A 21923-nucleotide genomic window follows, 5' to 3' on the forward strand; every position below is an offset into this window, starting at 1 on the left:
TCGTCCCGTGACCCTGGTGCTGCGCTACTCCGCCCGCAGCGACCGGGGCCTGGTCCGGCAGAACAACCAGGACTCGGTCTACGCGGGCCCGCGCCTGCTCGCGCTCGCGGACGGCATGGGGGGCCACGCGGCGGGTGAGGTGGCCTCGAAGCTGGTCATCGCCGCGCTCGTGCCCCTCGACGACGACGAGCCGGGCGACGACCTGCTCGGCGAGCTCGCCGAGGCCACGGCCCAGGGCAACGACGCCATCACCGAGCTGGTCCACGAGGAGCCCGACCTCGACGGGATGGGCACCACGCTCACCGCCGTCCTGTTCGCCGGCAGCCGGCTGGGCATGGTCCACGTCGGGGACTCCCGCGCCTACCTTTTCCGCGAGGGCGTCCTCACCCAGATCACCCGCGACGACACGTTCGTGCAGTCCCTCATCGACGAGGGCCGCATCACCGAGGACGAGGCCGCGAGCCATCCGCAGCGATCGCTGCTGCTGCGGGCCCTGACCGGGCACGACGTCGAGCCCTCGCTGACGGTGCGCGAGGCGCGCGCGGGCGACCGCTACCTGCTCTGCTCCGACGGCCTCTCCGGCGTGGTGAGCGCGGAGACCATCGCGGACGCGCTGACGATCTCCGACCCCCAGAGCTGCGCGGACCGGCTCATCGAGCTCGCGCTCAAGGGCGGCGGCCCGGACAACGTCACCTGCATCGTCGCGGACGTCGTCGACGTCGACTACGGCGAGGACCAGCCGATCTACGGCGGCGCCGCCGGCGACGGCCGCGCGGACCCGCCCCCCGGCGACTCCGCCGCCGCCCGCGCCTCGGCGGCCACGCTGACCCGCACCGAGCCCTCCCCGCGCCCCGACCCGGTGCCCGCGCGCAACGACGGCGCCCGGGGACGGTCGAAGCCGCGCCGCTCGCGCATGGCGGTCGTGCTCGCCGTCGTCGGCGTGCTCGTGCTCGCCGGCCTCGCGCTGCTCGTCACGCGGCTGTGGATCTCCCAGCAGTACTACGTCGGCGTCGCGGGCGACCAGGTCGTCATCTACCAGGGCGTGCGCGGCGACGTGCTCGGCGTCCAGCTCCAGGACGTCAGCGAGCAGACCGGGCTGAAGGTCAGCGACCTCACCCAGGTGGGGCGGATGTCCGTCCAGGGCGACTCGCTCCCGACCTCCGACCTCGACGGTGCCCACCGCACCGTCGACCGGCTGCGCACCGACGAGATGCTCCCCGTGTGCAAACCGCCGGCCCCACCGGCCCCCGCGGTGCCGGCTCCGGGCGCCGCCGATCCCGCGAAGCAGCCCGTGCCCACCACCGCCGCGGCCCCCGGGGCCCAGACGCCCGCGGCCGTGGCCGCCGCGCCCCCGACCGTGTCCACGTCCCCGCAGGTCCCGGGACGCGACTGCCGCCGGGTGCAGTAATGGCCCGCCCCGCCCAGGCCGCGCCCGGCGGACGGAGCGGCACCGCTCGCGCCGCCGAGATGCCCGCGGACCGCACCGCGCTGCGCCCGATCGTCGCCGCCGCCGTCTCCACCCGCCGCGGCATCGAGCTCGCGCTGCTCGCCTTCGCCGCGATCATCACGACCGGCGCGCTCGTGCTCGTCGAGGCCAACCAGAACCAGGAGCTCAACCTCACCCTGCTCTACCTGGGGCTGGCCTACCTCGCGCTGTTCGGGGGCGCCCACCTCGCGGTGCGCCGGTTCGCGCCCTACGCCGACCCCGTGATGCTGCCGTGCGCGGCGCTGCTCAACGGGCTCGGCCTGGTGATGATCCACCGGATCGACCTGGCCAAGGCGGCCAAGGCCGCGCAGCTGGGCAACCCGGCGCCCGACGCGGACGCGCTGCGCCAGATCGCGTGGCTCGCCCTCGGCCTGGTCATCTTCGTCGTCGTGATGTGGCGGGTGCGCGACCACCGCGCGCTGGCCCGCTACGGCTACACCGCCGGGTTCATCGGGCTGGTCCTGCTCGGTCTCCCGGCGATCCTGCCCTCGGCGCTCTCCGAGGTGAACGGCGCGAAGATCTGGATCCGGGTCGGCGGCGTCGGCATCCAGCCCGGCGAGTTCGCCAAGATCCTGCTGACGATCTTCTTCGCCGGGTTCCTCGTCTCCAAGCGCGACCTGTTCACGACGGCGGGCCGGCACTTCCTGGGCATGACGTTCCCGCGGCCGCGCGACCTCGCGCCGCTGCTCATCGCCTGGGTCGTCGCGATGGGCGTCCTGGTCTTCGAGTCCGACCTCGGCACCTCGTTGATGTTCTTCGGGATCGTCCTCGCGATGATCTACGTGGCCACCGAACGGGCGTCCTGGGTCCTCATCGGCCTGGTCATCTTCGGCGCCGGCGCGTTCGCGGCGTGGACGTTCGTGTCCCGCGTGCAACTGCGTGTCGACGTGTGGCTGAACCCGCTCGGCGACCCGGCGGACACGAGCTTCCAGGTCTCCCAGGGCCTCTTCGGGCTCGCGACCGGCGGGATGCTGGGCACCGGCCTGGGCGCCGGCCGCCCGGACCTCGTCCCGCTCTCGAGCACCGACTTCATCTTCACCTCGATGGGTGAGGAGATCGGCCTCGTCGGGCTCATGGCCCTGCTGCTGCTCTACGGCCTGATCTCGACGCGGGCCCTGCGCACCGCGCTCGCGGTGCGCGACACCTTCGGCAAGCTGCTGGCGGCGGGCCTCGGCTTCACCGTGATGATCCAGGTGTTCGTCGTCTGCGGCGGCGTCATCGACCTCATCCCCAACACCGGGCAGGCCGCGCCGTTCATGTCCTACGGCGGGTCGTCGCTGGTGGCGAACTACGCGCTCGTGGCCCTGGTGCTGCGGGTGTCGAACGCGGCCCGCCAGCCGGCCACCGACAAGGCCCGGCCGGCCGGGGGCGCACCACCGGAGGGCCCGCGGACGCCGCTGGCCGAGGCGCACACCGAGATGGTCTCGCGGGGCGACGCGGCCACGCCGCCGCACGGCTCACCGGCGCACGACGACGGCGGCAACGGGCACGCCGGGCACGACGGGCACGGCCCCGCCCCGACCCCGCCCCGCGGCACGACCCCGCCCCGGGGTGCGCCGGTCCCGCCCCCACCCGCCCACGGCGGGCCGGGCTTCGCGCCCGGCCAGCCCGGCCCGGCGGGGGCCGGGGCCCACCGCGCCGGCGCGGCACCCCAGCCCCCGCGCGGCCGGAACCACCCGGGCGAGCACGGCGACGGAGGGAGGACCCGAGAGTGAACACCCCGCTCCGACGGGTCTCCCTCGTGGTCATGGGCCTGATCGTGCTGCTGCTCGGCCAGGCCACGTGGGTGCAGGTCGTCAAGGCCGACGAGTACAAGGCCAACCAGTACAACCAGCGCGTCCTGCTCGACGAGTACTCCCACCAGCGCGGCCAGATCAGCGCGAACGGCGAGGTGCTCGCGGGGAGCGTGCCCACCAACGACAAGCTCAAGTACCTGCGCCAGTACACCAACGGCCCGATGTACGCGCCGATCACCGGCTACTACTCGCAGATCTACGGCTCGAACGGCATCGAGCGCGCCGAGGACTCGATCCTCAACGGGTCCGACGACAAGCTGTTCGTGCGCCGCATCTCCGACGTGATCACCGGCCGGGCTCCCGCGGGCGGCAACGTCGCGCTGACGATCGACCCCAAGGTCCAGCAGGCCGCCTACGACGCGATGACCTCCAAGGGCTACACCGGCAGCGTCGTCGCGATCCGGCCGCAGACCGGGGAGATCCTGGCGATGGTCTCCACGCCGTCGTACGACCCGAACCCACTGGCCAGCCACGACGGCGCCGCGCAGAAGGCCGCGTGGAACGCGCTCAACCCGAACAGCCCCGACTCCCCGCTGATCGACCGCGCCATCAGCAACACCTATCCCCCGGGATCGACGTTCAAGCTGGTCAGCACCGCGGCCGCGCTCGACGCGGGGATGGTCACCCCGGACACCCCGGTGACGGCGGCGCCCCGGATCACCCTGCCCGACGGCACGACCACGCTGGAGAACTACAACGGTGAGGCCTGCGGCTCCGGGGCGACGGTGCCGCTCTCGGTGGCCTTCGCGAAGTCCTGCAACGGGCCGTTCGCCCAGCTCGCCGACCAGCTCGGCGGGGACAAGCTCAAGGCGATGGCCACGGCGCTGGGCATGGAGAACCCGTCCCAGACGATCCCGATGCCGGTCGCCGAGTCCGACGTCGGCGACCTGTCGGACGCCTCGGCGCTCGCGCAGTCCGGCATCGGCCAGCGCGACGTGCGGATGACGCCGCTGCAGAACGCCATGATCACCGCGACGATCGCGAACGGCGGCGTGCCGGTCTCGCCGCACCTGGTCAGCGAGATCCAGGGCTCGGACCTCTCCGTCGTCGACACGACGTCGCCCGACCGCGGGTCGCGCGCGTTCTCCTCCTCGACCGCGTCGACGCTGACCCAGCTGATGATCGGCTCGGAGAACGGCGGGACCGGCAGCACCAGCAGTGGCAAGATCCCCGGTGTCCAGCTGGCGTCGAAGACCGGGACGGCCGAGCAGGGACCCACCCCCAAGACCAGCCCGCCGCACACCTGGTACGACGTGTTCGGTCCGGTGCCCGACCCGCAGGTGGCGGTCTCGGTGATCGTCGAAAAGGGCGGGAACCGGGGCGACGACGCCACCGGGTCGTCGGTGGCCGGCCCGATCGGTCGCGCGGTCGTCGCCGCGGCCCTGCAGCAGGGAGGGAGATAGCTCATGGCCCCGACCACGGGCACCCTGCTCGCCGACCGCTACCGCATCGGCCGGCGCATCGCGATCGGCGGCATGGGCGAGGTCTGGGAGGCGCAGGACTCGCGCCTCGACCGCACCGTCGCCGTCAAGATCCTCAAGGCCGAGCTGTCCGGGGACCCCGAGTTCCTGCACCGCTTCCGCACCGAGGCCCGCACCGCGGCGTCGCTGAACAACCCCGGCATCACCGCCGTGCACGACTACGGCGAGACCACCACCGACTGGACCACCGCCAACGGCACGATCCAGGTCCCGGTCGCCTACCTCGTCATGGAGCTCGTCCGGGGCGAGCCGCTGGCGCAGCTGCTCTCGGTGCACGGCCGGCTCGGCGTCGACTTCACCCTCGACATCCTCGAGCAGTCGGGCTACGCGCTGGAGGCCGCGCACGAGCGCGGCCTGGTCCACCGCGACGTCAAGCCGGGGAACATCCTGGTCACCCCGACCAACCAGGTGAAGATCACCGACTTCGGCATCGCGAAGGCCGTCGACGCGGCCCCGGTGACGCGGTCGGGCATGGTCATGGGGACCGCGCACTACATCGCGCCCGAGCAGGCGGGCGGCGGCGACGCCGGCCCCGCGTCGGACGTGTACTCCCTCGGCGTCGTCGGCTACGAGTGCCTCGCGGGCCGGCGGCCGTACCTCTCCGAGAACGCCGTGACGGTCGCGATGATGCACATCCGCGACCCGCTGCCGCCGCTGCCGCCGGACGTGCCGCCGGTGGTGCGCCAGCTCATCGAGCTCACCCTCACCAAGGACCCGCGCGGCCGCTACGCGACCGGCGGCGAGTTCGCCCGCGCGGTGTCGGCCGTGCGCCGCGGCGAGCCGGTGCCCCGTCCCGGTGCCGTGACCGCGGCGACGGAGGCGGTCAACCCCGCCACCCGCGTCGCCCCCGCGAACGCCTACGACGCCGGCCCGCCGTCCCCGCCGCCGCGGCGCCCGGACCGGTGGGACGGGGCGGACCGCGAGCCCGAGCGCCGTCGCGGCCCCTGGGGCGCGATCGCGGCGGTGTTCGCCGTGCTCGTGGTCCTCGGCATCATCGCCTGGGTCCTGATCTCGAACACGTCGACGAGCGCGCCGCCCCCGCCGGCGGCGAGCACGACGACGACCACCACGACCACCGCCGCGCCCACCACCACGCGGACGAGCCGCACGACGACGGCGACGAGCTCCGCCTCGGGCAACACGGTCTCCGTCAGCAACATCGACTACGTGGGGCGGCCGGCGTCGGTCGCCGCCGCCGCGCTGCGCGAGGACGGACTGGACGCCGACGTCCGGACCGTGCTCGGGTCGAAGCCGAGCGACCCGTCGGCCTGCCGGGTCCTCTACGTGTCCCCCACCGGCGACGTGCGCCGCGGGGACACCGTCACCGTGACGTGTCAGGAGTTCGGATGACCACCCCCCGCCTCCTGTCGGACCGCTACGAGCTCGGTCCCGCGCTCGGCTACGGGGGCATGTCCGAGGTCCACGGCGGCCGGGACGTGCGCCTGGGCCGCGACGTCGCGATCAAGGTGCTGCGCGCCGACCTGGCGCGCGACCCGCAGTTCCAGATCCGGTTCCAGCGCGAGGCCCAGAACTCGGCGGCCCTGAACCACCCCGCGATCGTGGCGGTCTACGACACGGGCGAGACCTGGGCCGACGACATCCCGCTGCCCTACATCGTCATGGAGTACGTGGCGGGGCGGACGCTGCGCGACATCGTCAAGACCGGTGGTCCGATGGACCCCGCGCGGGTGTGCGAGGTCGTCGCCGACGTGTGCTCGGCGCTCGACTTCTCGCACCGCTACGGGATCATCCACCGGGACGTCAAGCCGGCCAACGTCATGATCACCCCCTCGGGGGCGGTCAAGGTGATGGACTTCGGCATCGCCCGGGCGCTCTCCGACGCCCAGCCCGCGGTGACCCAGACGGCCGCCGTCATCGGCACCGCGCAGTACCTCTCCCCGGAGCAGGCGCGGGGCGAGCAGGTCGACGCGCGGTCCGACGTCTACTCCACCGGCTGCGTCCTCTTCGAGCTCCTCACCGGACAGCCGCCCTTCACCGGCGACTCCCCGGTCGCGGTGGCCTACCAGCACGTCCGCGAGGACCCGCGCGCGCCGTCGGAGCTCAACCCGGCCGTGCCGCCCTCGCTCGACGCGATCACGCTGAAGGCGCTCGCGAAGAACCCGTTCAACCGCTACCAGACCGCGGGCGAGATGCGGGACGACCTCATCCGCGCGCTGCAGGGCGAGCCGGTCGACGCGCCGCTGGTGATGTCGGACGACGAGCGCACCGACTACATGAACCAGACCGGCCCGACGCAGGCCGTCGGGCCGGCCGCGTACGGCGGCCCGGCCACCGAGGCCGGGGACTTCGCGGCGTGGCAGGCCGAGCAGGAGGACGTCCGCCGGTCCCGGCGCCGCCGGCGCAACGCGATCATCGGCGGCGTCGTGCTCGTGGCCGCGGTGCTCGCGGGGCTGTTCTGGCTCACCTCGCCGTCCAACCGGCAGTTCGCGATCCCGGACGTCACCAACCAGCCGCAGGACGTCGCGCTCCGCACGCTCACCGGTGCCGGCCTGCGGCCGAACCTCGTGCAGGTCGCGTCCGACCCGTCGCAGGTGGGGCGCGTGCTCGGCACCGACCCGGCCGCGGGCACCCAGGTGCAGCCGGACACCGTCGTCGCCCTGCGGGTCGGCCGCGGCCCCGATCGCGTGCAGGCGCCGAACCTCGTCGGGCAGACCGCCGACCAGGCCCAGCAGATGGCCCAGGCGGCCGGGCTGACCCTGACCCCGGTGCCACAGAACCAGCAGGTCGACGACCAGTCGCAGGTCGGCAAGGTGCTCTCGCAGAACCCGTCCGCCGGCACCCCGGTGGCGCCCGGCACGGCCATCCAGCTGACCGTGGGCCAGGCGCGCCCGACGCTGCGCATGCCCGACGTGACCGGCCAGGACCAGGCGACCGCGACGCAGACCCTCGAGGGCGTGGGGCTGAACGTCACCGTGACCCAGGTCGACGGCGGCGGCCAGCCGGGCACCGTCGTCTCCACCTCGCCGGCGGCGGGCTCGACCGTCGCGCAGGGCTCGAAGGTCACGCTGTCGGTGTCGAAGGGCAACCAGCTCCAGGTGCCCTCGCTGATCGGCAAGTCCCGCGCCGACGCCCTGTCCGCGCTGGCCGCGGCCGGGTTCAGCGGGAACCTGCAGGTCAACCCGACCGACGTCGACGACCCGAACCAGGACGACAAGGTCCTCAGCCAGAGCCCGCAGGCCGGCAGCCAGGCCGGCGCCAAGGACACGATCACCGTCAACGTCGGGCGCTACACCGGTGGCGGGAACGGCGGCGGGAACGGGAACGGCAACGGCAACGGCGGCGTGTTCGGCAACGGGAACGGTGGGCTGTTCCCGGGCAATTAGGTGGCCTTCGGCCCCGTGAGCAGAAAGTGTCGGTATAGCGACAGTTAGTGCTCACGAGCGCGGAGCGCACCTATCGGGGAGGGGCCGCCGCCAGCGCCAGGGCGCGGACGTCGCGGACGAGGTCCTCGACGAGCGTCTCGGCCACCGGGTGGCCAGAGCCGGCCATCCACGAGGCCAGCATCCGGTGCCCGTCCTCGGTGAGCACCGACTCCGGGTGGAACTGCACGCCCTCGAGCGGCAGCGTGCGGTGCCGCATCGCCATGAGCACGCCGTCCGCGGTCCACCCGGTGGGCTCGAGCTCGTCGGGCAGGGAGTCCGGGCGGACCGTCAGCGAGTGGTAGCGCGTCGCGGTGAACGGGTCGGCCAGACCGGCGAGCACGCCGGCGCCGCCGTGGTGCACCTGCGAGGTCTTGCCGTGGCGCAGCTCCGGGGCACGCTCGACGACGGCGCCGAACGCCGCGCCGAGCGCCTGGTGGCCGAGGCAGACGCCGAGCACCGGGCGTTCCGCGGCCCCGCAGCGCTCGATGACCTCGATGCTGCGACCCGCCTCCGCGGGCGTGCCCGGCCCGGGGCTGATCAGCACCCCGTCCACCTCGTCGGCGAGGGCGAGGACGTCGGGAGCGTCGTTGCGGCGCACGACCGGCTCGGCCCCGAGCTGGGCGAGGTACTGGACGAGGTTGTAGACGAAGCTGTCGTAGTTGTCGACGACGAGGACCCGCACGCCGGACAGCCTACGGTCCTCCGGGCGACGCGGCGTCGGCGTCGTGACCCGCTGGGATACCGTGGAGTGGACCCGCGTCCCCGCCGTCGTCGAGCGGAGCATCTCCCGTGCCGAAGTCCAAGGTCCGCCGCAAGCCGGCCTACACCCCGCCACCGCAGGCCTCCGCCACCAGGACCGCCGGCCCGTCCCACCCGGCCTACGTGATCATCATGCTGGCCATCGGGATCGTCGGGCTCGCGTGGCTGGTCGTGAACTACCTCGCCGGCGAGGACATCCCGTTCATGGCCCAGCTCGGTGGGTACAACTTCCTGGTCGGCTTCGGCCTCGTCGTGATCTCCCTGCTCATGACGATGAAGTGGCGCTGACCACCGCCCGAATTACACCGGTGTCGTTCGTCCCCACTGTGGACGGAGCCTGTGGACAGTCCTCATCCTTCCCGTGGCCATGACGACGGTCCACCGCGACGATGGGCCGCGCCGGTCCCGGCGGTCGTCCTCGGCCTCGTGGCCGCGGTTGGGCTGCTCGCCTGGGTGGTGCTGGGCGCACGGACCGGCGGCCTCGACGGGCCGGGCCGGCTCCTGCTGGGGCTCGCCGGGGTGGCCGTGGGGATCGCGGCGCTGATCGGGCTGCGGGCCCGGCCCCGGCTGGCCGCGGACGACGACGCGCTCGTCCTGCGCGGGCCGCTCGGCACGCGGCGCTGGCCCTGGTCGCGCGTCGACGCCGTCCGCGTGGTGCGGATGCGCCGGCTCGGCGTCCCCGCCGCCTACCTCGAGATCGACGCCCGGGACGACGACGGCACCGAGCGGCTCCTCGTGCTCGGCCGCCTCGAGCTCGGCACCGACCCCCGGGACGTGGCGGACGCCCTGCAGGCCCACCGCGCCGACGTCGGGCGCGCGCGGTCGGCGGGCCCGGGGTCAGGCCCCGCGGCGGCAGGACGTGGCCGTGTCGCAGACGATCGGGCCGAAGGACACGTCGCGCAGGACGATCGCGACGAGCAGGAGGACGACGATCCCGCCGGCGACGACGAGCCCCGCGGCGGGACGTGAGCGCGCGGGGCCGTGCACCATCCCGGCGGCCACGGCGGCGCCGACCACGAGCCCGCCGAGGTGACCGAGCAGCGAGATGCCGGGGATCGTCAGCGAGAGCACGACGTTGACGGCGATCACGATGAGTGCCTGCGTCATCGGCAGCTGCAGGCGCCGCAGCAGGACGACCAGCGCGCCCATGAGGCCGAAGATCGCCCCGGAGGCACCGGCCACCTCGCCGCCGGGGCTGCCGAAGAGCATCACGGCCGCCGAGCCGCCGAGCAGCGAGGCGCCGTAGAGCACCGAGAAGCGCAGCCGGCCGAGCACCAGCTCGACGTCCCGCCCGAGGAACCACAGGGCGATCATGTTGAACACCAGGTGCAGCGGGCCGATGTGCAGGAAGCCCGACGTCACCAGCCGCCACCAGCCGCCACCCGCGACCTGCACGGGCGCGAGGGCGGCGGCGGCGAACACCGAGCCGGAGGCGTTGTCGCCGACGCTGCCCGCGTTCACCGCCGTCAGCACGAAGACCGCGACGTTGATCGCGATGAGCGTCGGCACGACCACCGGGGTGTCCGACCGCCGCGCGGTCCGGGCCCGGGGCGTGCTCCGCGCACCGGCCGACACGCAGTCGACGCACTGCATCCCGACCGAGGCCTCGCGGAGGCACTCCGGGCAGGCCGGCCGGTCGCAGCGGGTGCAGCGCAGACCGGTCGGGCGGTCCGGGTGTCGGACGCAGACGTGGGTCTGGGCCTGGGGTGGGCCGCCCGCGGGAACGCTCATGCCCCCATTGTCCGGACCGTCCGGTGACGGTGTCGTCGGTTCCGGCGACACCGGCGCCGGGAGGACCTCAGCGGGAGACCTCGACGCTCTCGATGACGATGTCGGAGACCGGGCGGTCGCCGGGGCCGGTCGGGGTGGCGGCGATCGAGTCGACGACGTCGCGGGAGGACTGGTCGGCGACCTCGCCGAAGATCGTGTGCTTGCGGTTCAGCCAGGTGGTGGGCGCCACGGTGATGAAGAACTGCGAGCCGTTGGTGCCGGGGCCCGCGTTCGCCATCGCCAGCAGGTACGGGCGGTCGAAGCGCAGGTCCGGGTGGAACTCGTCGGCGAACTTGTAGCCCGGCCCGCCGCGGCCGGTCCCCGTGGGGTCGCCCGTCTGCAGCATGAACCCGGCGATGACGCGGTGGAAGATCGTGCCGTCGTAGAACGGCCCGCTCGACGAGCCCTTCGCGTTCGGCTCGCTGTACTGGCCCTCGCCCGTCGCCAGCCCGACGAAGTTCGCCACGGTCTTGGGCGCCTGGTCACCGAAGAGGTTGACGGTGATGTCGCCGTTCGAGGTGTGCAGCGTCGCGGTCGGCCCGTTCTCGGCATTCGTCACGGGCGTCATCGTGCCACCGCCGGACCAGCGGGTGTGACGCACCGGCGGGTCGGGCACTTGCACACAGGGGAATGGCGGCATAGTGAGCCGCCACCGAGGAGTGAGGTGTCGCCGTTGAGCAGCAGCAAGACCGTGATCGGTGCCAGGGAGGACCTGGACGATCTCCGCAAGGAGGGGCGTCGCGCGCGCAAGAAGGCGGCCAAGCACGCCGAGAAGGCCGCCGCCCAGGCCCGCAAGGACCGTGAGAAGGCGCGCAAGCAGGGCGCCAAGAAGCGCGCCGAGGTCCGTCGCGACGTGCGCCAGGCCGCCGACGAGGCGCGCCAGCGCGTGCTCGACGCCCGGGCCGACGCCCGCAAGCGCGCCCAGGAGGCCCAGTCCGAGGCGCGCAAGCGCGCCCAGGAGGCCCGCGCCGAGGGGCGCAAGCGCGCCAACCAGGCCGCCAAGGACGCCCGCAAGCAGGCCAAGTCGTACGCGAAGGACGCCCGCAAGGCGCTCGAGAAGTCGTCGGTGCCCACGAGCGTGGACGAGCTGCGCGACCTCGGCGGCTCGTACGCCAAGGACGCCCGCAAGGCCCTCGAGAAGTCGTCCCTGCCGTCCAGCGTGGACGAGCTGCGCGACCTCGGCGGCTCGTACGCCAAGGACGCCCGCAAGGCCCTCGAGAAGTCGTCCGTGCCGACCAGCACGGGCGAGCTCCGTGACCTCGGTGAGTCCGTGCGCGGGACGCTGGAGGGCGGGCTGACCGGGGTGCGCAAGGACCTCGCGGCGCGCATCGAGCCCGAGGAGACCAAGAAGCGCCGCCGCTGGGGCCTGTGGATCGTGCTCGGCATCCTCGGCGCGGGCATCGCCGTGGTCGCCACGCGCAAGGCGCCCGAGCTCCCGCCGCCGCCCCCGCCGGCGCCGCGGCCCAAGCCGGCGCCGACCACCGCGGCGGGTCCGTCGACGAACACGCCGGCCGCCGCGGCCGGTGCGGTGCCGGACCCGGAGGAGCCGGGCGGCGTCGTCCCGCCGTCGTCGCCGACCGACAAGGTGTCCCCGAGCCCCAGCACCAACGGGACCACGGGCACGAACAAGCCGGCGGGCGGCTCGCAGAGCTGACGCCGCCGCACCCCGTTCCCCTTCGCGGCCGGTCCCGGACGCCCACGCGGCGCCGGGGCCGGCCGCGGGTGTGTCCGGGGGTCGGCTCAGGCACCGGGCCGCAGCGGCCGCGGGCCGAACAGGCCCCGCAGCCGGTCGCCCGCGCCGACGGCCGGGTCCTCGACGACGTCCGTGCCCCGTCCCGCGACCACCGCCGCGACCCCGTCCGCGCTCGTGCTCCCCGGGCGCAGGTACCCGGTGTGCCCCCGGATCCCCGCCGTCGCGGGTCCTGACGCCGCGGGGCGCGGACCCGTCGGGAGCAGGCGGACCCCCGGTTCGGCGCTCGGGTCCGGCCCGAACCAGCCGGTGTCGGCGACCGGGTCGCCCCGGGCCTCGCCGACCCAGACGTGACCCCGGCGCGCCGGCCACGGGGTGACCCCGGGCGAGCCGAGCAGCACCACGTCGTCGACGCCGCCCGCCGCGGGCAGGGCCTGCGCCACGGTCAGGGTGCCGTAGGAGTGGCCGATCGCGGTGACGTGCGCCGGGCCGTCCGGGCGGGCGGCGTCGAGGCCGGTGAGGAAGGACGCGAGCCGGTCGGCGGCGCCGGCGGCGGGCCCGGTGCCCAGCACCGTCCGCGCCGGGTCGGTGACCTCCGACCACTGGGGCGCGGCGTAGTCGTACCAGGCGACGACCGCGGTGTCCGGCCCCGCGCGGGCCGCCAGCGCGTCGAGCTCGGCGACCCGCCCGGGGAGATCCTCGGCGCAGGCGGTGAAGCCGGGGACGACGACGCCCACGTGGCGGGCGTGGTCGACGTCGCCGCTCTCGACCGCCGCGCGGCCGGCCACCGGGTCGAGGTCGAGCAGGGCGTGGCCGGAGGCCGTCGTCGCCGCCGCGATCGCGTCCAGCCGCCGGAGCCGGGCGTGCACCCCGGCCAGGCGGGTCTCGACGTCCTGCAGGTCGCCGAAGCCGGTCGCGTGGTCGCGGGCGGCGTCGAGGGCCACCTCCTGGGCGGCCACCTCGGCGCGCGCCGCCGCGAGCCGGCGCCGGTTGGCACGATCGCGGTCGAGGGCGGGGATGCCGTCGAGCCCGCCGACGAGCTCGGGGCGCCCGGCCGTCAGCCGGGCCCGTTCCGTGGGGTCGAGCCCCGACCACCAGTGCGCCACGGCGGTGGGCTCCGGGCCCTCGCGCGGGGCCCCGGCCGGGTCCGGGGCGGGCCGGGCCGCCGCGAGGAGCGCCGCGGTGAGCCGGACGTCGTCGGCCGGGCCGGTCCGCGCCGAGGTCGCGACGTCGGCCACGACGGCCGCGAGACGGCGCGCGCGGTCGACGACGGCGCCGCCCCGGTCGACGAGCCGCGCCCACTGCGCCCGGGCCGCCTCCGACGCCGGGCCGGACCAGCCCGGTGGGAGGGCGGGCCCGAACACCGCCCGCTCCCACGTCGCGGCCGCCGACGCCAGCGACCGGGACGCCTCGCCGAACGCCGCCGTCACCGCACGCCCCGCGCGAGCGTGGCGTCCGCGTCGGTCGCACTCGTCGCGGTGGCGGCGAGCGCCTCGCCCAGGGCCAGGACACCGGCCACCCAGCGGGCACCGTCGGCCTCCCACGCCGCGGCCAGCGCCTCGGCGACCGGAGCGGCGCGGGAGGCGGGCAGCGCCGCGGCGAGCGCCCGCAGTCCGGCGACGAGCTCGCGCACCGCCTCCTGTCCCTGCCGCGCGGCCGCCGCGAGCTCCACGGCCGTGCTCCGCAGGTCCTCGGGGTCGAGGGCGAACCCCGTCGTGTCGGTCATGTCGGAGGGACGCGCCCCGGGCCGCCGTCGAAACCCGGCCAGGTGGCGCCTGGGGACCGGGAGGGTCGGCCGTGCCGCTGGGGACGGGCGGCTGGGCCGAACGGCGGCGCGCGGCTGTTTCCGACGAAGGGCGCCCACCGCCCATCTACCCGAGCAAGGGTGCCCCTCGCTCAGAACCCGACCGGGCCCGACGTTCCGACGAAGGGCGCCCACCGCCGATCTACCCGAGCAAGGGTGCCCCTCGCTCACAACCGGCCGGGCCCGACGTTCCGACGAAGGGCGCCCACCGCCGATCTACCCGAACGAAGGTGCCCCTCGCTCGGATCGAGACCCACCGCCGGACCTGGTTCACTGCCGCCCGTGGCCGGCGCACCCGCAGGAGACCGACCCGCCCGTCCCACCCGCGCCGAGCTCGAGGCCGCCCGCGACCGGCTCCTCCCCGACGTGCTCCCCGGCCCCGGCGATCCCCCGCTGCAGGTGCTCTTCAGCGGCATCAACCCCGGGCTCGTCTCCGCGTACACCGGCCACCACTTCGCCCGCCCCGGCAACCGGTTCTGGCCCGCCCTCCACGCCGGCGGCTTCACCCCGCGCGTGTTCACCCCGGCCGAGCAGGACCTCCTCCCCGCGCTGGGCCTCGGCATCACCAACGTCGCGCCGCGCGCCACCGCCCGGGCCGACGAGCTGTCGGACGCCGAACTGGTCGCCGGGGGCGAGCGGCTGCGGGCCCTCGTCGCCGCCCGGGAACCGGCCTGGCTCGCCGTCGTCGGGATCGTCGCCTACCGCGTCGCGTTCGCGGACCGCACCGCCGTCGTCGGCCCGCAGGACCGCCGTCTGGGCGCCACCCGGGTCTGGGTCCTGCCCAACCCCAGCGGCCTCAACGCGCACTACACGCCGGCCTCGCTGGGGGAGGCGTTCGCCGCCCTGCGCCGGGCCGTGCGCGTCATGGACACCACTGACGTGCATCGATGCGCACCCGACGATCTTCGGGATTGACCGTGGCCCCGGTCACAGGCAAGGTCCATCCTCGGGGACCCGAACTCGGCGCAGCCCGGACTCGACGTGGAGGTCAGCGGTGGCCAGTGGCGACATCAAGGTGAGCATCCTGGACTGCGGGGCGATGACCGCGGACCTGACGTGGTTGCTCCTCAAGCCGGGGCGGTCGATCCGCCCCCGCCAGCAGCGGGACCAGCCGACCGAGTGGGCGACGGTGCCGACGCACTGCGTGCTGGTCGAGACGCCCGACGGCACGATCCTCTGGGACACCAGCTGCCCCCGTGACTGGGAGGAGCGCTGGGGGCCGACGGGGCTGCAGGACTTCTTCCCGTACGAGAAGGTCAGCGAGGAGGAGTACCTCGACTCGCGGCTCAAGCAGATCGGCGTCGGCGTCAACCAGATCGACTACGTGGTGCTCAGCCACCTCCACTTCGACCACTGCGGCAACGCCGACCTCTTCAAGGACTCCTCGGCCAAGCTGATCTGCAGCGACAAGGAGAAGGAGTTCGCCTTCGGCTTCGACGGGCTGTTCACCGGGGCGCACCTGAAGACCGACTACGAGGAGCTGAACTGGGAGACGGTCTCGGGCGACACCGAGTTCCTGCCCGGCGTCACGCTGCTCCAGACCCCCGGCCACACCCCCGGCACGATGTCGATGCAGGTCGACCTGCCCGACACCGGCACGATGATCTTCACGTCCGACGCCGTGTACATGGGCGAGTCCTACGGGCCGCCGACCACGCCGGCCGCGATCGTCAACGACATGGGCCAGTTCTACTCGTCGGTGGAGAAGATCCGGAACATCGCCGAGGAGAAGGACGCCACCGTCGTCTTCGGCCACGACGCGGACCAGATCCACCAGCTCAGGACCGTCTCGAACGGAGGCTCCTACACGTGACCGTCCCAGGCATCCCCACCGAGGAGTCCGTCTTCACCTGGGGGGCTCCACCGCTCAAGTTCGGCGCGGGGGCGGCCGACGAGATCGGGTTCGACCTCTCGCAGTACGGCGCGAAGCGCATCCTGCTCATCACCGACCCCGGGATGCAGCAGACCGGGCTGCCCGACCGCATCGCCGACTCGATCCGCCGCTTCGACATGACCGTCGAGATCTTCGACGGCGTCCACGTCGAGCCGACCGACGACTCGATGAACAAGGCCATCGGCTACGCGACCCAGCAGGGGCCGTGGGACGGGTTCGTCGCCGTCGGCGGCGGCTCCTCGATCGACACCGCGAAGGCCGTCAACCTGCTGACGACCTACCCCGGCGAGCTGATGGACTACATCAACAAGCCGGTCGGCAACGCGCAGGTCCCCCCGGGCGCGCTCAAGCCGCTCATCGCGGTCCCGACGACGGCGGGCACGGGTTCCGAGTCGACCGCGATGTGCATCCTCGACGTGCTCTCGCTGCGGGTGAAGACCGGGATCAGCCACTGGCGGCTGCGCCCGACGCTCGCCGTCGTCGACCCGCTGCTGACGTTGACGCTGCCGCCGCAGGTCACCGCGGCGGCCGGGATGGACATCGTCTGCCACGCGCTCGAGAGCTACACCGCGCGCTGGTACACGACCTTCGACCGCAAGAAGCCCGAGGAGCGGGTGACCTACTGCGGGTCGAACCCCGTCTCGGACCTGTGGTGCGAGAAGTCGATGACGCTGCTGGCCCGCTCGTTCCGGACGGCGGTGGAGCGCGGCGACGAGGACGTCGACGCCCGCATGGACATGATGATGGCGGCGACGTTCGCGGGGATGGGCTTCGGCAACTCCGGCGTGCACATCCCCCACGCCAACGCCTACCCGATCGCGGGCCAGGTGCGCGACTTCCGTCCGCAGGGCTACCCGCAGGACGAGGCGATGGTGCCGCACGGCATGTCGGTGTCGCTGACGGCGCCGGAGGCGTTCCGGTTCTCCTTCGACTCCGCGCCCGACCGGCACATGACCGCGGCGAAGCTGCTCGGGCCGAACGCCGACACGCAGAACAACGCGTCGGAGCAGCTGCCGCACGTCGTCACCGAGCTGATGCGCGACATCGACATCCCGAACGGCATCGGCGCCGTCGGGTTCGGCGAGTCGGACATCCCCGACCTCGTCGACGGGACGATGAAGCAGCAGCGCCTCCTCGCGACGTGCCCGCGCACGCCGACCGAGGACGACATCGCGGACATCTTCGCGAAGTCGATCTCCAACTGGTAGCTACGCATGTGAACGGATGTGGTCGTCCTGGCGACCACATCCGTTCACATGGCCCGGAGGGCCTCCCTGATGCCGATCTACGACTACCGCTGCGACTGCGGCCTGCGCTTCGAGCGCCTCATGGGCCGGGACGCGGCGGCTCCCGCCTGCCCGGAGTGCGGCGGGGCCACCCGGAAGGTGCCGTCGCGGCCCGCGCTGCACGGGACGGCCGACGTCGGGCTCTCCCGCGAGCAGATGCCCCAGACCTGGCGGGGCACCTACCACGGCGACCGCGAGTACGTGACCGCGATGCAGCGCAAGTGGGAGCAGCGCCAGCGTCTCGAGGACAAGCACCCCGAGCTCGCGGGCGACACCCGCCCGGTGGCCGCGCACGAGGGCCGCTACGAGCAGGTCCCGCTGCGGGCCGGGGAGCCGATGATCACGCCCGCGGCCGAGCCGTCCGGGTCGTCCGGGTCGTCACACGGCCACGGGCACGGCCACGGGCACTCGCACGGCGGTGGGTCGAAGGAGACGACGTGAGCGAGCTGGAGTCCCTCCGGATGCTCGTCGGCGGCGAGGCCGTCGACGCGGTGTCAGGGAAGACGTTCGAGTCGCAGAACCCCTACACCGGGCAGTCGTGGGCGCTGATCCCCGACGGCGGCGACGAGGACGTCGACCACGCCGTCGCCGCGGCCCGCGCCGCCCTCGACGGCGAGTGGGGCCAGATGACCGGGTTCGCCCGGGCGGCGTGCCTGCGCCGGCTGGCCGACCTGATCAGCGAGAACGCCGAGCGCCTGGCCCGCCTCGAGGTCAACGACTCGGGCAAGCTCTACCGCGAGATGCTCGGCCAGCTCACCGGGCTGGGCGGCTGGTACCACTACTACGCCGGGATCGCCGCGACCCTCGAGGGCCGCCAGATCCCCTCGCCGAACCCGAACTACCTCGTCTACACCCGCCGCGAACCGGTCGGCGTGGTCGCCGCGATCACGCCGTGGAACTCGCCGCTGCTGCTGATGAGCTGGAAGGTCGCTCCGGCCCTGGCCGCCGGGTGCACCGTCGTCATCAAGCCCTCCGAGCACGCGCCCGGCTCGACGCTCGGGTTCGGCGAACTGATCGCGCAGGCCGGGATCCCCGACGGCGTCGTCAACATCGTGACCTCCTCCACCGGCGGTCCGGGCGCGCACCTCGCCGGGCACCCCGGCGTCGACAAGGTCGCCTTCACCGGCTCCACCGCCACCGGGCGCAAGGTCGCGGTGGCCGCCGCGGAGAACCTCCACCCGGCCACGCTGGAGCTCGGCGGGAAGTCCCCCCAGGTGGTCTTCCCCGACGCCGACCTGCAGGCCGCCGCCAACGGCCTCGTCGCCGGCGTGTTCGCGGCCACCGGGCAGACCTGCATGGCGGGATCGCGGCTGATCGTGCACGCCGACGTCCACGACGAGCTGGTGCGGCTGGTCGCCGAGCGCGCCGCCCAGATCAAGCTCGGCGACCCCTTCGGCGAGGACACCGAGATGGGTCCGGTCGCGAACGGGATGCAGTACGAGAAGGTCGTCGGCTACCTGCGCACCGCCCGCGAGGAGGGCGCGACGATCGCCTACGGCGGCGACCCGGACGAGGAGCTCGGCGGCTACTTCGTCCAGCCCACCGTGCTCTCGGTCAAGCCGACCGACACCGTCTTCCGCGAGGAGGTCTTCGGGCCGGTGCTCGCGGCCACGACCTTCACCGACGAGGACGAGGCGGTGAAGCTCGCCAACGACACCCCCTACGGCCTCGCGGGCGCGGTGTGGACCAAGGACGTGCACCGGGCGCACCGCGTCGCCGCCCGCATCAAGGCCGGCACGGTGTGGATCAACGCCTACCGGGTCGTGGCGCCGAGCGTGCCGTTCGGCGGCTACAAGGACTCCGGGCTCGGCCGGGAGAACGGGGTCGCCGCGGTGGACGCCTACCTGGAGACCAAGGCGGTGTGGGTCGAGCTCACCGGCGGCACCCGCGACCCCTTCACCCTCGGCTGAGCCCCCATGGACTTCGCCGAGGCCCGCGAGACCTTCCTGCAGCCGCGCGACGGGGCCGTCGCGCCGCGACCCGAGACGCCCGCCCGGCGGCTGCGGCACGTGCTCGAGCCGCTCGCCATGGTCAACGTGTGGAGCGCGCCCGCGCACGCGCACCTGGCGAAGGCGGGGCTCGACTTCCTCACCGGCTACGTCGGCGGCCGCGCCTGCGTGCTCGGCGACCCGTCGCCCGGCGTCGTCGCCGCGACCTTCGCGGTGTTCGAGCCCGGGCTCGCCGGCGAGCTGTGGCGGCAGGCCCGGGCCGCGTGCACCGTCGAGGAGCTGCTCGCCGTCCGCGTGCTCGGCGGCGGCGAGGGCCTGCGGGCCGCCCTCGAGGGCACCGACGTCTCGGACATCGGGCGCGTGACCCGGACGCTGCGGGAGGCGCTCGAGGCCGCCGGACCGGGCGACCTCGCGGGCCGGCCGCTCTACGCCGGGCTGCGCGACCTGCCCTGGCCCACCGACCCGCACGCGGCGCTGTGGCACGTCGCGAGCCTCTACCGGGAGCACCGCGGCGACGCGCACCTCGGCGCCTGCACCGCGGCCGGGGTCGACGGGCTCGAGGCCAACGTGCTCACCGAGCTGCGCATCGGGTTCGACCTCTACGAGTACACCGGCACCCGCGGCTGGTCGGCCGAGGCGATGGACGCGGCGGTCGCGCGGCTCGCCGCGCGGGGGTGGGTCGAGGACGGCGCCCTGACCCCGGCCGGGCGCGCGGCCCGCGAGGCCATCGAGGTGGCCACCGACCTCGCCCAGCAGCGGGTCCTCGACGCCCTCGGCGACGACCTGGACGAGCTCCTGGCCACCGTCGGCCGGTGGGCCGACCACGTGGTCGCCGCCGGGTGGTTCCCGCCGGACCCGTACAAGCGCGCGGCGGGGTGAGCGGGCCGCCGACGGGGTACCGGGCGCCGGTGAGCCCCGAACCCACCCCGGCCCGCCGGCTGCGCGACGCGCTCGAACCGGTCGCGATGGTCCACGTCCACTCGGCGGAGGCCCGCGAGCAGTACGAGGCCCTCGGCCTCGAGCGCTTCGCCGGCTACGTCCTCGGCCGGGCCGGCACGCTGGGTCTCCCGCCGACCACGCTCGTCGTCGCGGCCTTCGGCGTGTTCGAGCCCGACACGCTCGGCGCGGTCTACGAGAGCGCCCTGACGACGGCGACCGTGCCCGACGTGCTCGCCGCCAAGCAGGCCGGCGCGGTCCGCTGCCTGCACCGCGTGCTCGGCGAGCCGGCCCGCGACGTCGAGGAGGTCGTCACCGCCCTGCGCGCCGGGCTGGAGCGCGCGCCGCTGCTCGGCAAGCCGCTGTTCGCGGGGCTGTCGGCGCTCGACTGGCCGGGCGACGCGTGGGGCCGGCTCTGGCACGCCGCGAACCTGCTCCGCGAGTTCCGCGGCGACGTCCACCTCGCCGCGCTGCTCGCCCACGGGATCGGGGCGCTGGAGTCGAACCTGCTCACCGAGGCCCACGTCGGGATCCCGGTGCCGCGCTACACCCGCACCCGCTCGTGGTCCGAGGAGGCGATCGCGGCCGCCCGCGACGACCTCGTCGACCGGGTGCTGCTCACCCCCGAGGGGACGTTGACCGAGCGCGGGGCCGCGCTGCGCCACGACGTCGAGGACGCGACCGACGCCGCGCTCGACCCCGTCCTGGAGGGCATGGAGCACGCGCTCGACCGCGTGGTGGAGCGGTGCACGACGTGGTCGCGGGACCTCCGCGCCGAGGGCGCCTTCCCCGACGACGACGGCAAGCTGCGGGCCGGGTAGGTGCGCTGCGCGCTCGTGAGCAGAAAATGTCGCTATATAGCGACACTTTGTGCTCACGTGCGACGAAGTCGCACATAGGCGAACGGGATCGCCACCGCGCCCATCAGCACCCCGCCGACGAGCGCCGACCCGGGCAGGCCGAAGAACACCAGGTGGGCCAGCACCGAGGACGCGTAGACCCACAGGTAGAGCCCCGAGGCGGGCGCCGACACCGGTCCGGGCCCCAGCACCCGGGCCAGCCCCCCGATCACCAGCGCACCGACCACGAGCCAGCCCACGTAGTTGGTGAGCGGCACGCCGGGCACCAGCGGGAGGCCCGGCGCGGGCGCGAGCCAGACCCAGTGCCCGGCGGCCACCATCTGCGGGTCGAGGAAGACGTCCCAGGCCGCGAGCGCGATCGTCCCGATCGCCACGACCCCACCGGTGCGCCGCGCCAGCGCCCGCCCCACCACCAGCGCCGGCCACGCCATCATCGCCCAGGCCAGCGGCACGATGACCGGCACGCCGAGGATCTCCGGGCCGAGCGTCCCGGTGTACACGTACGGTCCGAAGGGCAGCCCCGTCGCGAGGCCGACCGCCTCGGCCACCAGCCCGCCGCCGCCCGCGACGCCGACCAGCCCCACGCCGCCCCGCACGCCGTGCACCCGCACCACGTCGACCAGCGAGGCGAGGAAGAACACCACGACGCTGCACACCGTGACGGCGGTGGTGAGGGCGTCGGGCACGAGCGGGTAGACGATCTGGACCAGCACCGCGGCGCCCACCAGCACCCAGGACGGACGGGTCGAGCGCAGCACCGCGCGGTGCGTGGCCACCGCCATGAGAGGAACCCCCGGGACCGTCGGCGGAGCGGGATCCACGTCCTCAC

20 protein-coding genes and 1 pseudogene are annotated in these 21923 nt (G+C 74.3%); 15 read left to right on the forward strand and 6 right to left on the reverse strand.

Annotated features, from left to right (window positions below; all coding sequences use genetic code 11):
- Positions 1–7 precede the first annotated feature (7 nt).
- From HH311_RS10330 to pknB, 5 genes are read left to right on the forward strand one after another with little or no spacing between them, the layout of a single operon-like run.
- The gene (locus tag HH311_RS10330) at positions 8–1408 is read left to right on the forward strand and encodes a protein phosphatase 2C domain-containing protein (RefSeq protein WP_169183555.1); all 1401 of its coding nucleotides are present in this window, start codon (positions 8–10) and stop codon (positions 1406–1408) included.
- Positions 1408–3201, forward strand: coding sequence for an FtsW/RodA/SpoVE family cell cycle protein (locus tag HH311_RS10335; RefSeq protein ID WP_211190063.1), 1794 nt, complete (start codon positions 1408–1410; stop codon positions 3199–3201). Before HH311_RS10330 ends, HH311_RS10335 begins: the two co-directional genes overlap by 1 nt.
- On the forward strand, positions 3198–4685 hold the full coding sequence (locus HH311_RS10340; RefSeq protein WP_169183556.1) for a penicillin-binding protein 2: 1488 nt from the start codon (positions 3198–3200) through the stop codon (positions 4683–4685). Before HH311_RS10335 ends, HH311_RS10340 begins: the two co-directional genes overlap by 4 nt.
- A gap of 3 nt (positions 4686–4688) precedes the next feature.
- Positions 4689–6113: a protein kinase domain-containing protein gene (locus tag HH311_RS10345; RefSeq protein ID WP_169183557.1), complete on the forward strand. Its 1425-nt coding sequence runs from the start codon at positions 4689–4691 to the stop codon at positions 6111–6113.
- Positions 6110–8107, forward strand: a complete 1998-nt coding sequence (gene pknB / locus HH311_RS10350; RefSeq protein ID WP_169183558.1) for a Stk1 family PASTA domain-containing Ser/Thr kinase — start codon at positions 6110–6112, stop codon at positions 8105–8107. The genes HH311_RS10345 and pknB overlap by 4 nt, the downstream gene beginning before the upstream one ends.
- Positions 8108–8177: 70 nt before the next feature.
- Here pknB and HH311_RS10355 read toward each other — a convergent pair whose 3' ends face one another.
- A complete protein-coding gene (locus tag HH311_RS10355; RefSeq protein WP_169183559.1) occupies positions 8178–8828 on the reverse strand; it encodes an aminodeoxychorismate/anthranilate synthase component II in 651 nt (216 codons plus the stop codon).
- Between the two features lie 107 nt (positions 8829–8935).
- Here HH311_RS10355 and crgA point away from each other — a divergent pair, with 107 nt between their 5' ends.
- Both crgA and HH311_RS31580 read left to right on the forward strand, forming a co-directional pair.
- Entirely contained in the window at positions 8936–9193 is a 258-nt protein-coding gene (gene crgA / locus HH311_RS10360; RefSeq protein WP_169183560.1) for a cell division protein CrgA, read from the forward strand.
- A gap of 237 nt (positions 9194–9430) precedes the next feature.
- Positions 9431–9694 (forward strand): annotated as a pseudogene (locus HH311_RS31580) (PH domain-containing protein); the annotation flags it as partial.
- Positions 9695–9742: 48 nt separating this feature from the next.
- Here HH311_RS31580 and HH311_RS10365 read toward each other — a convergent pair.
- Both HH311_RS10365 and HH311_RS10370 read right to left on the reverse strand, forming a co-directional pair.
- Positions 9743–10636, reverse strand: a complete 894-nt coding sequence (locus HH311_RS10365) for a rhomboid family intramembrane serine protease (protein WP_169183561.1) — start codon at positions 10634–10636, stop codon at positions 9743–9745.
- A gap of 67 nt (positions 10637–10703) precedes the next feature.
- Positions 10704–11234 carry a peptidylprolyl isomerase gene (locus HH311_RS10370; RefSeq protein WP_312030062.1) on the reverse strand — a complete coding sequence of 177 codons (531 nt, stop codon included), beginning with the start codon at positions 11232–11234 and terminating at the stop codon, positions 10704–10706.
- Between the two features lie 114 nt (positions 11235–11348).
- Here HH311_RS10370 and HH311_RS10375 point away from each other — a divergent pair, with 114 nt between their 5' ends.
- A complete protein-coding gene (locus tag HH311_RS10375; RefSeq protein WP_169183563.1) occupies positions 11349–12329 on the forward strand; it encodes a hypothetical protein in 981 nt (326 codons plus the stop codon).
- A gap of 86 nt (positions 12330–12415) precedes the next feature.
- Here the strand turns inward: HH311_RS10375 and HH311_RS10380 are convergent, their stop codons facing one another.
- On the reverse strand, positions 12416–13795 hold the full coding sequence (locus HH311_RS10380; RefSeq protein WP_169183564.1) for an alpha/beta hydrolase: 1380 nt from the start codon (positions 13793–13795) through the stop codon (positions 12416–12418).
- Complete coding sequence (locus tag HH311_RS10385) at positions 13792–14091, reverse strand: hypothetical protein (protein WP_169183565.1); 300 nt, start codon at positions 14089–14091, stop codon at positions 13792–13794. Before HH311_RS10385 ends, HH311_RS10380 begins: the two co-directional genes overlap by 4 nt.
- A 360-nt stretch (positions 14092–14451) precedes the next feature.
- On the opposite strand from HH311_RS10385, the gene mug reads away from it, so the two are divergent.
- From mug to HH311_RS10420, 7 genes are all read left to right on the forward strand, one after another.
- Positions 14452–15084: a G/U mismatch-specific DNA glycosylase gene (gene mug / locus HH311_RS10390; RefSeq protein ID WP_312030063.1), complete on the forward strand. Its 633-nt coding sequence runs from the start codon at positions 14452–14454 to the stop codon at positions 15082–15084.
- A gap of 79 nt (positions 15085–15163) precedes the next feature.
- On the forward strand, positions 15164–15982 hold the full coding sequence (locus HH311_RS10395; RefSeq protein WP_312030064.1) for an N-acyl homoserine lactonase family protein: 819 nt from the start codon (positions 15164–15166) through the stop codon (positions 15980–15982).
- Positions 15979–17271, forward strand: coding sequence for a hydroxyacid-oxoacid transhydrogenase (locus HH311_RS10400; RefSeq protein WP_169183566.1), 1293 nt, complete (start codon positions 15979–15981; stop codon positions 17269–17271). The genes HH311_RS10395 and HH311_RS10400 overlap by 4 nt, the downstream gene beginning before the upstream one ends.
- Before the next feature lie 69 nt (positions 17272–17340).
- Positions 17341–17790, forward strand: a complete 450-nt coding sequence (locus tag HH311_RS10405) for an FmdB family zinc ribbon protein (RefSeq protein WP_169183567.1) — start codon at positions 17341–17343, stop codon at positions 17788–17790.
- Positions 17787–19259 carry an aldehyde dehydrogenase gene (locus tag HH311_RS10410; RefSeq protein WP_312030065.1) on the forward strand — a complete coding sequence of 491 codons (1473 nt, stop codon included), beginning with the start codon at positions 17787–17789 and terminating at the stop codon, positions 19257–19259. Before HH311_RS10405 ends, HH311_RS10410 begins: the two co-directional genes overlap by 4 nt.
- Positions 19260–19265: 6 nt before the next feature.
- Positions 19266–20177 (forward strand): SCO6745 family protein, encoded by a 912-nt coding sequence (locus HH311_RS10415; protein ID WP_169183568.1) that lies wholly within the window; start codon positions 19266–19268, stop codon positions 20175–20177.
- A 29-nt stretch (positions 20178–20206) separates the two neighbouring features.
- On the forward strand, positions 20207–21055 hold the full coding sequence (locus tag HH311_RS10420) for an SCO6745 family protein (RefSeq protein WP_169183569.1): 849 nt from the start codon (positions 20207–20209) through the stop codon (positions 21053–21055).
- A gap of 53 nt (positions 21056–21108) precedes the next feature.
- Here HH311_RS10420 and HH311_RS10425 read toward each other — a convergent pair whose 3' ends face one another.
- Positions 21109–21876 (reverse strand): carotenoid biosynthesis protein, encoded by a 768-nt coding sequence (locus HH311_RS10425; RefSeq protein ID WP_169183570.1) that lies wholly within the window; start codon positions 21874–21876, stop codon positions 21109–21111.
- Positions 21877–21923 lie beyond the last annotated feature (47 nt).

The organism is Actinomycetospora sp. TBRC 11914, assembly GCF_012933465.1.
Taxonomy (GTDB): domain Bacteria; phylum Actinomycetota; class Actinomycetes; order Mycobacteriales; family Pseudonocardiaceae; genus Actinomycetospora.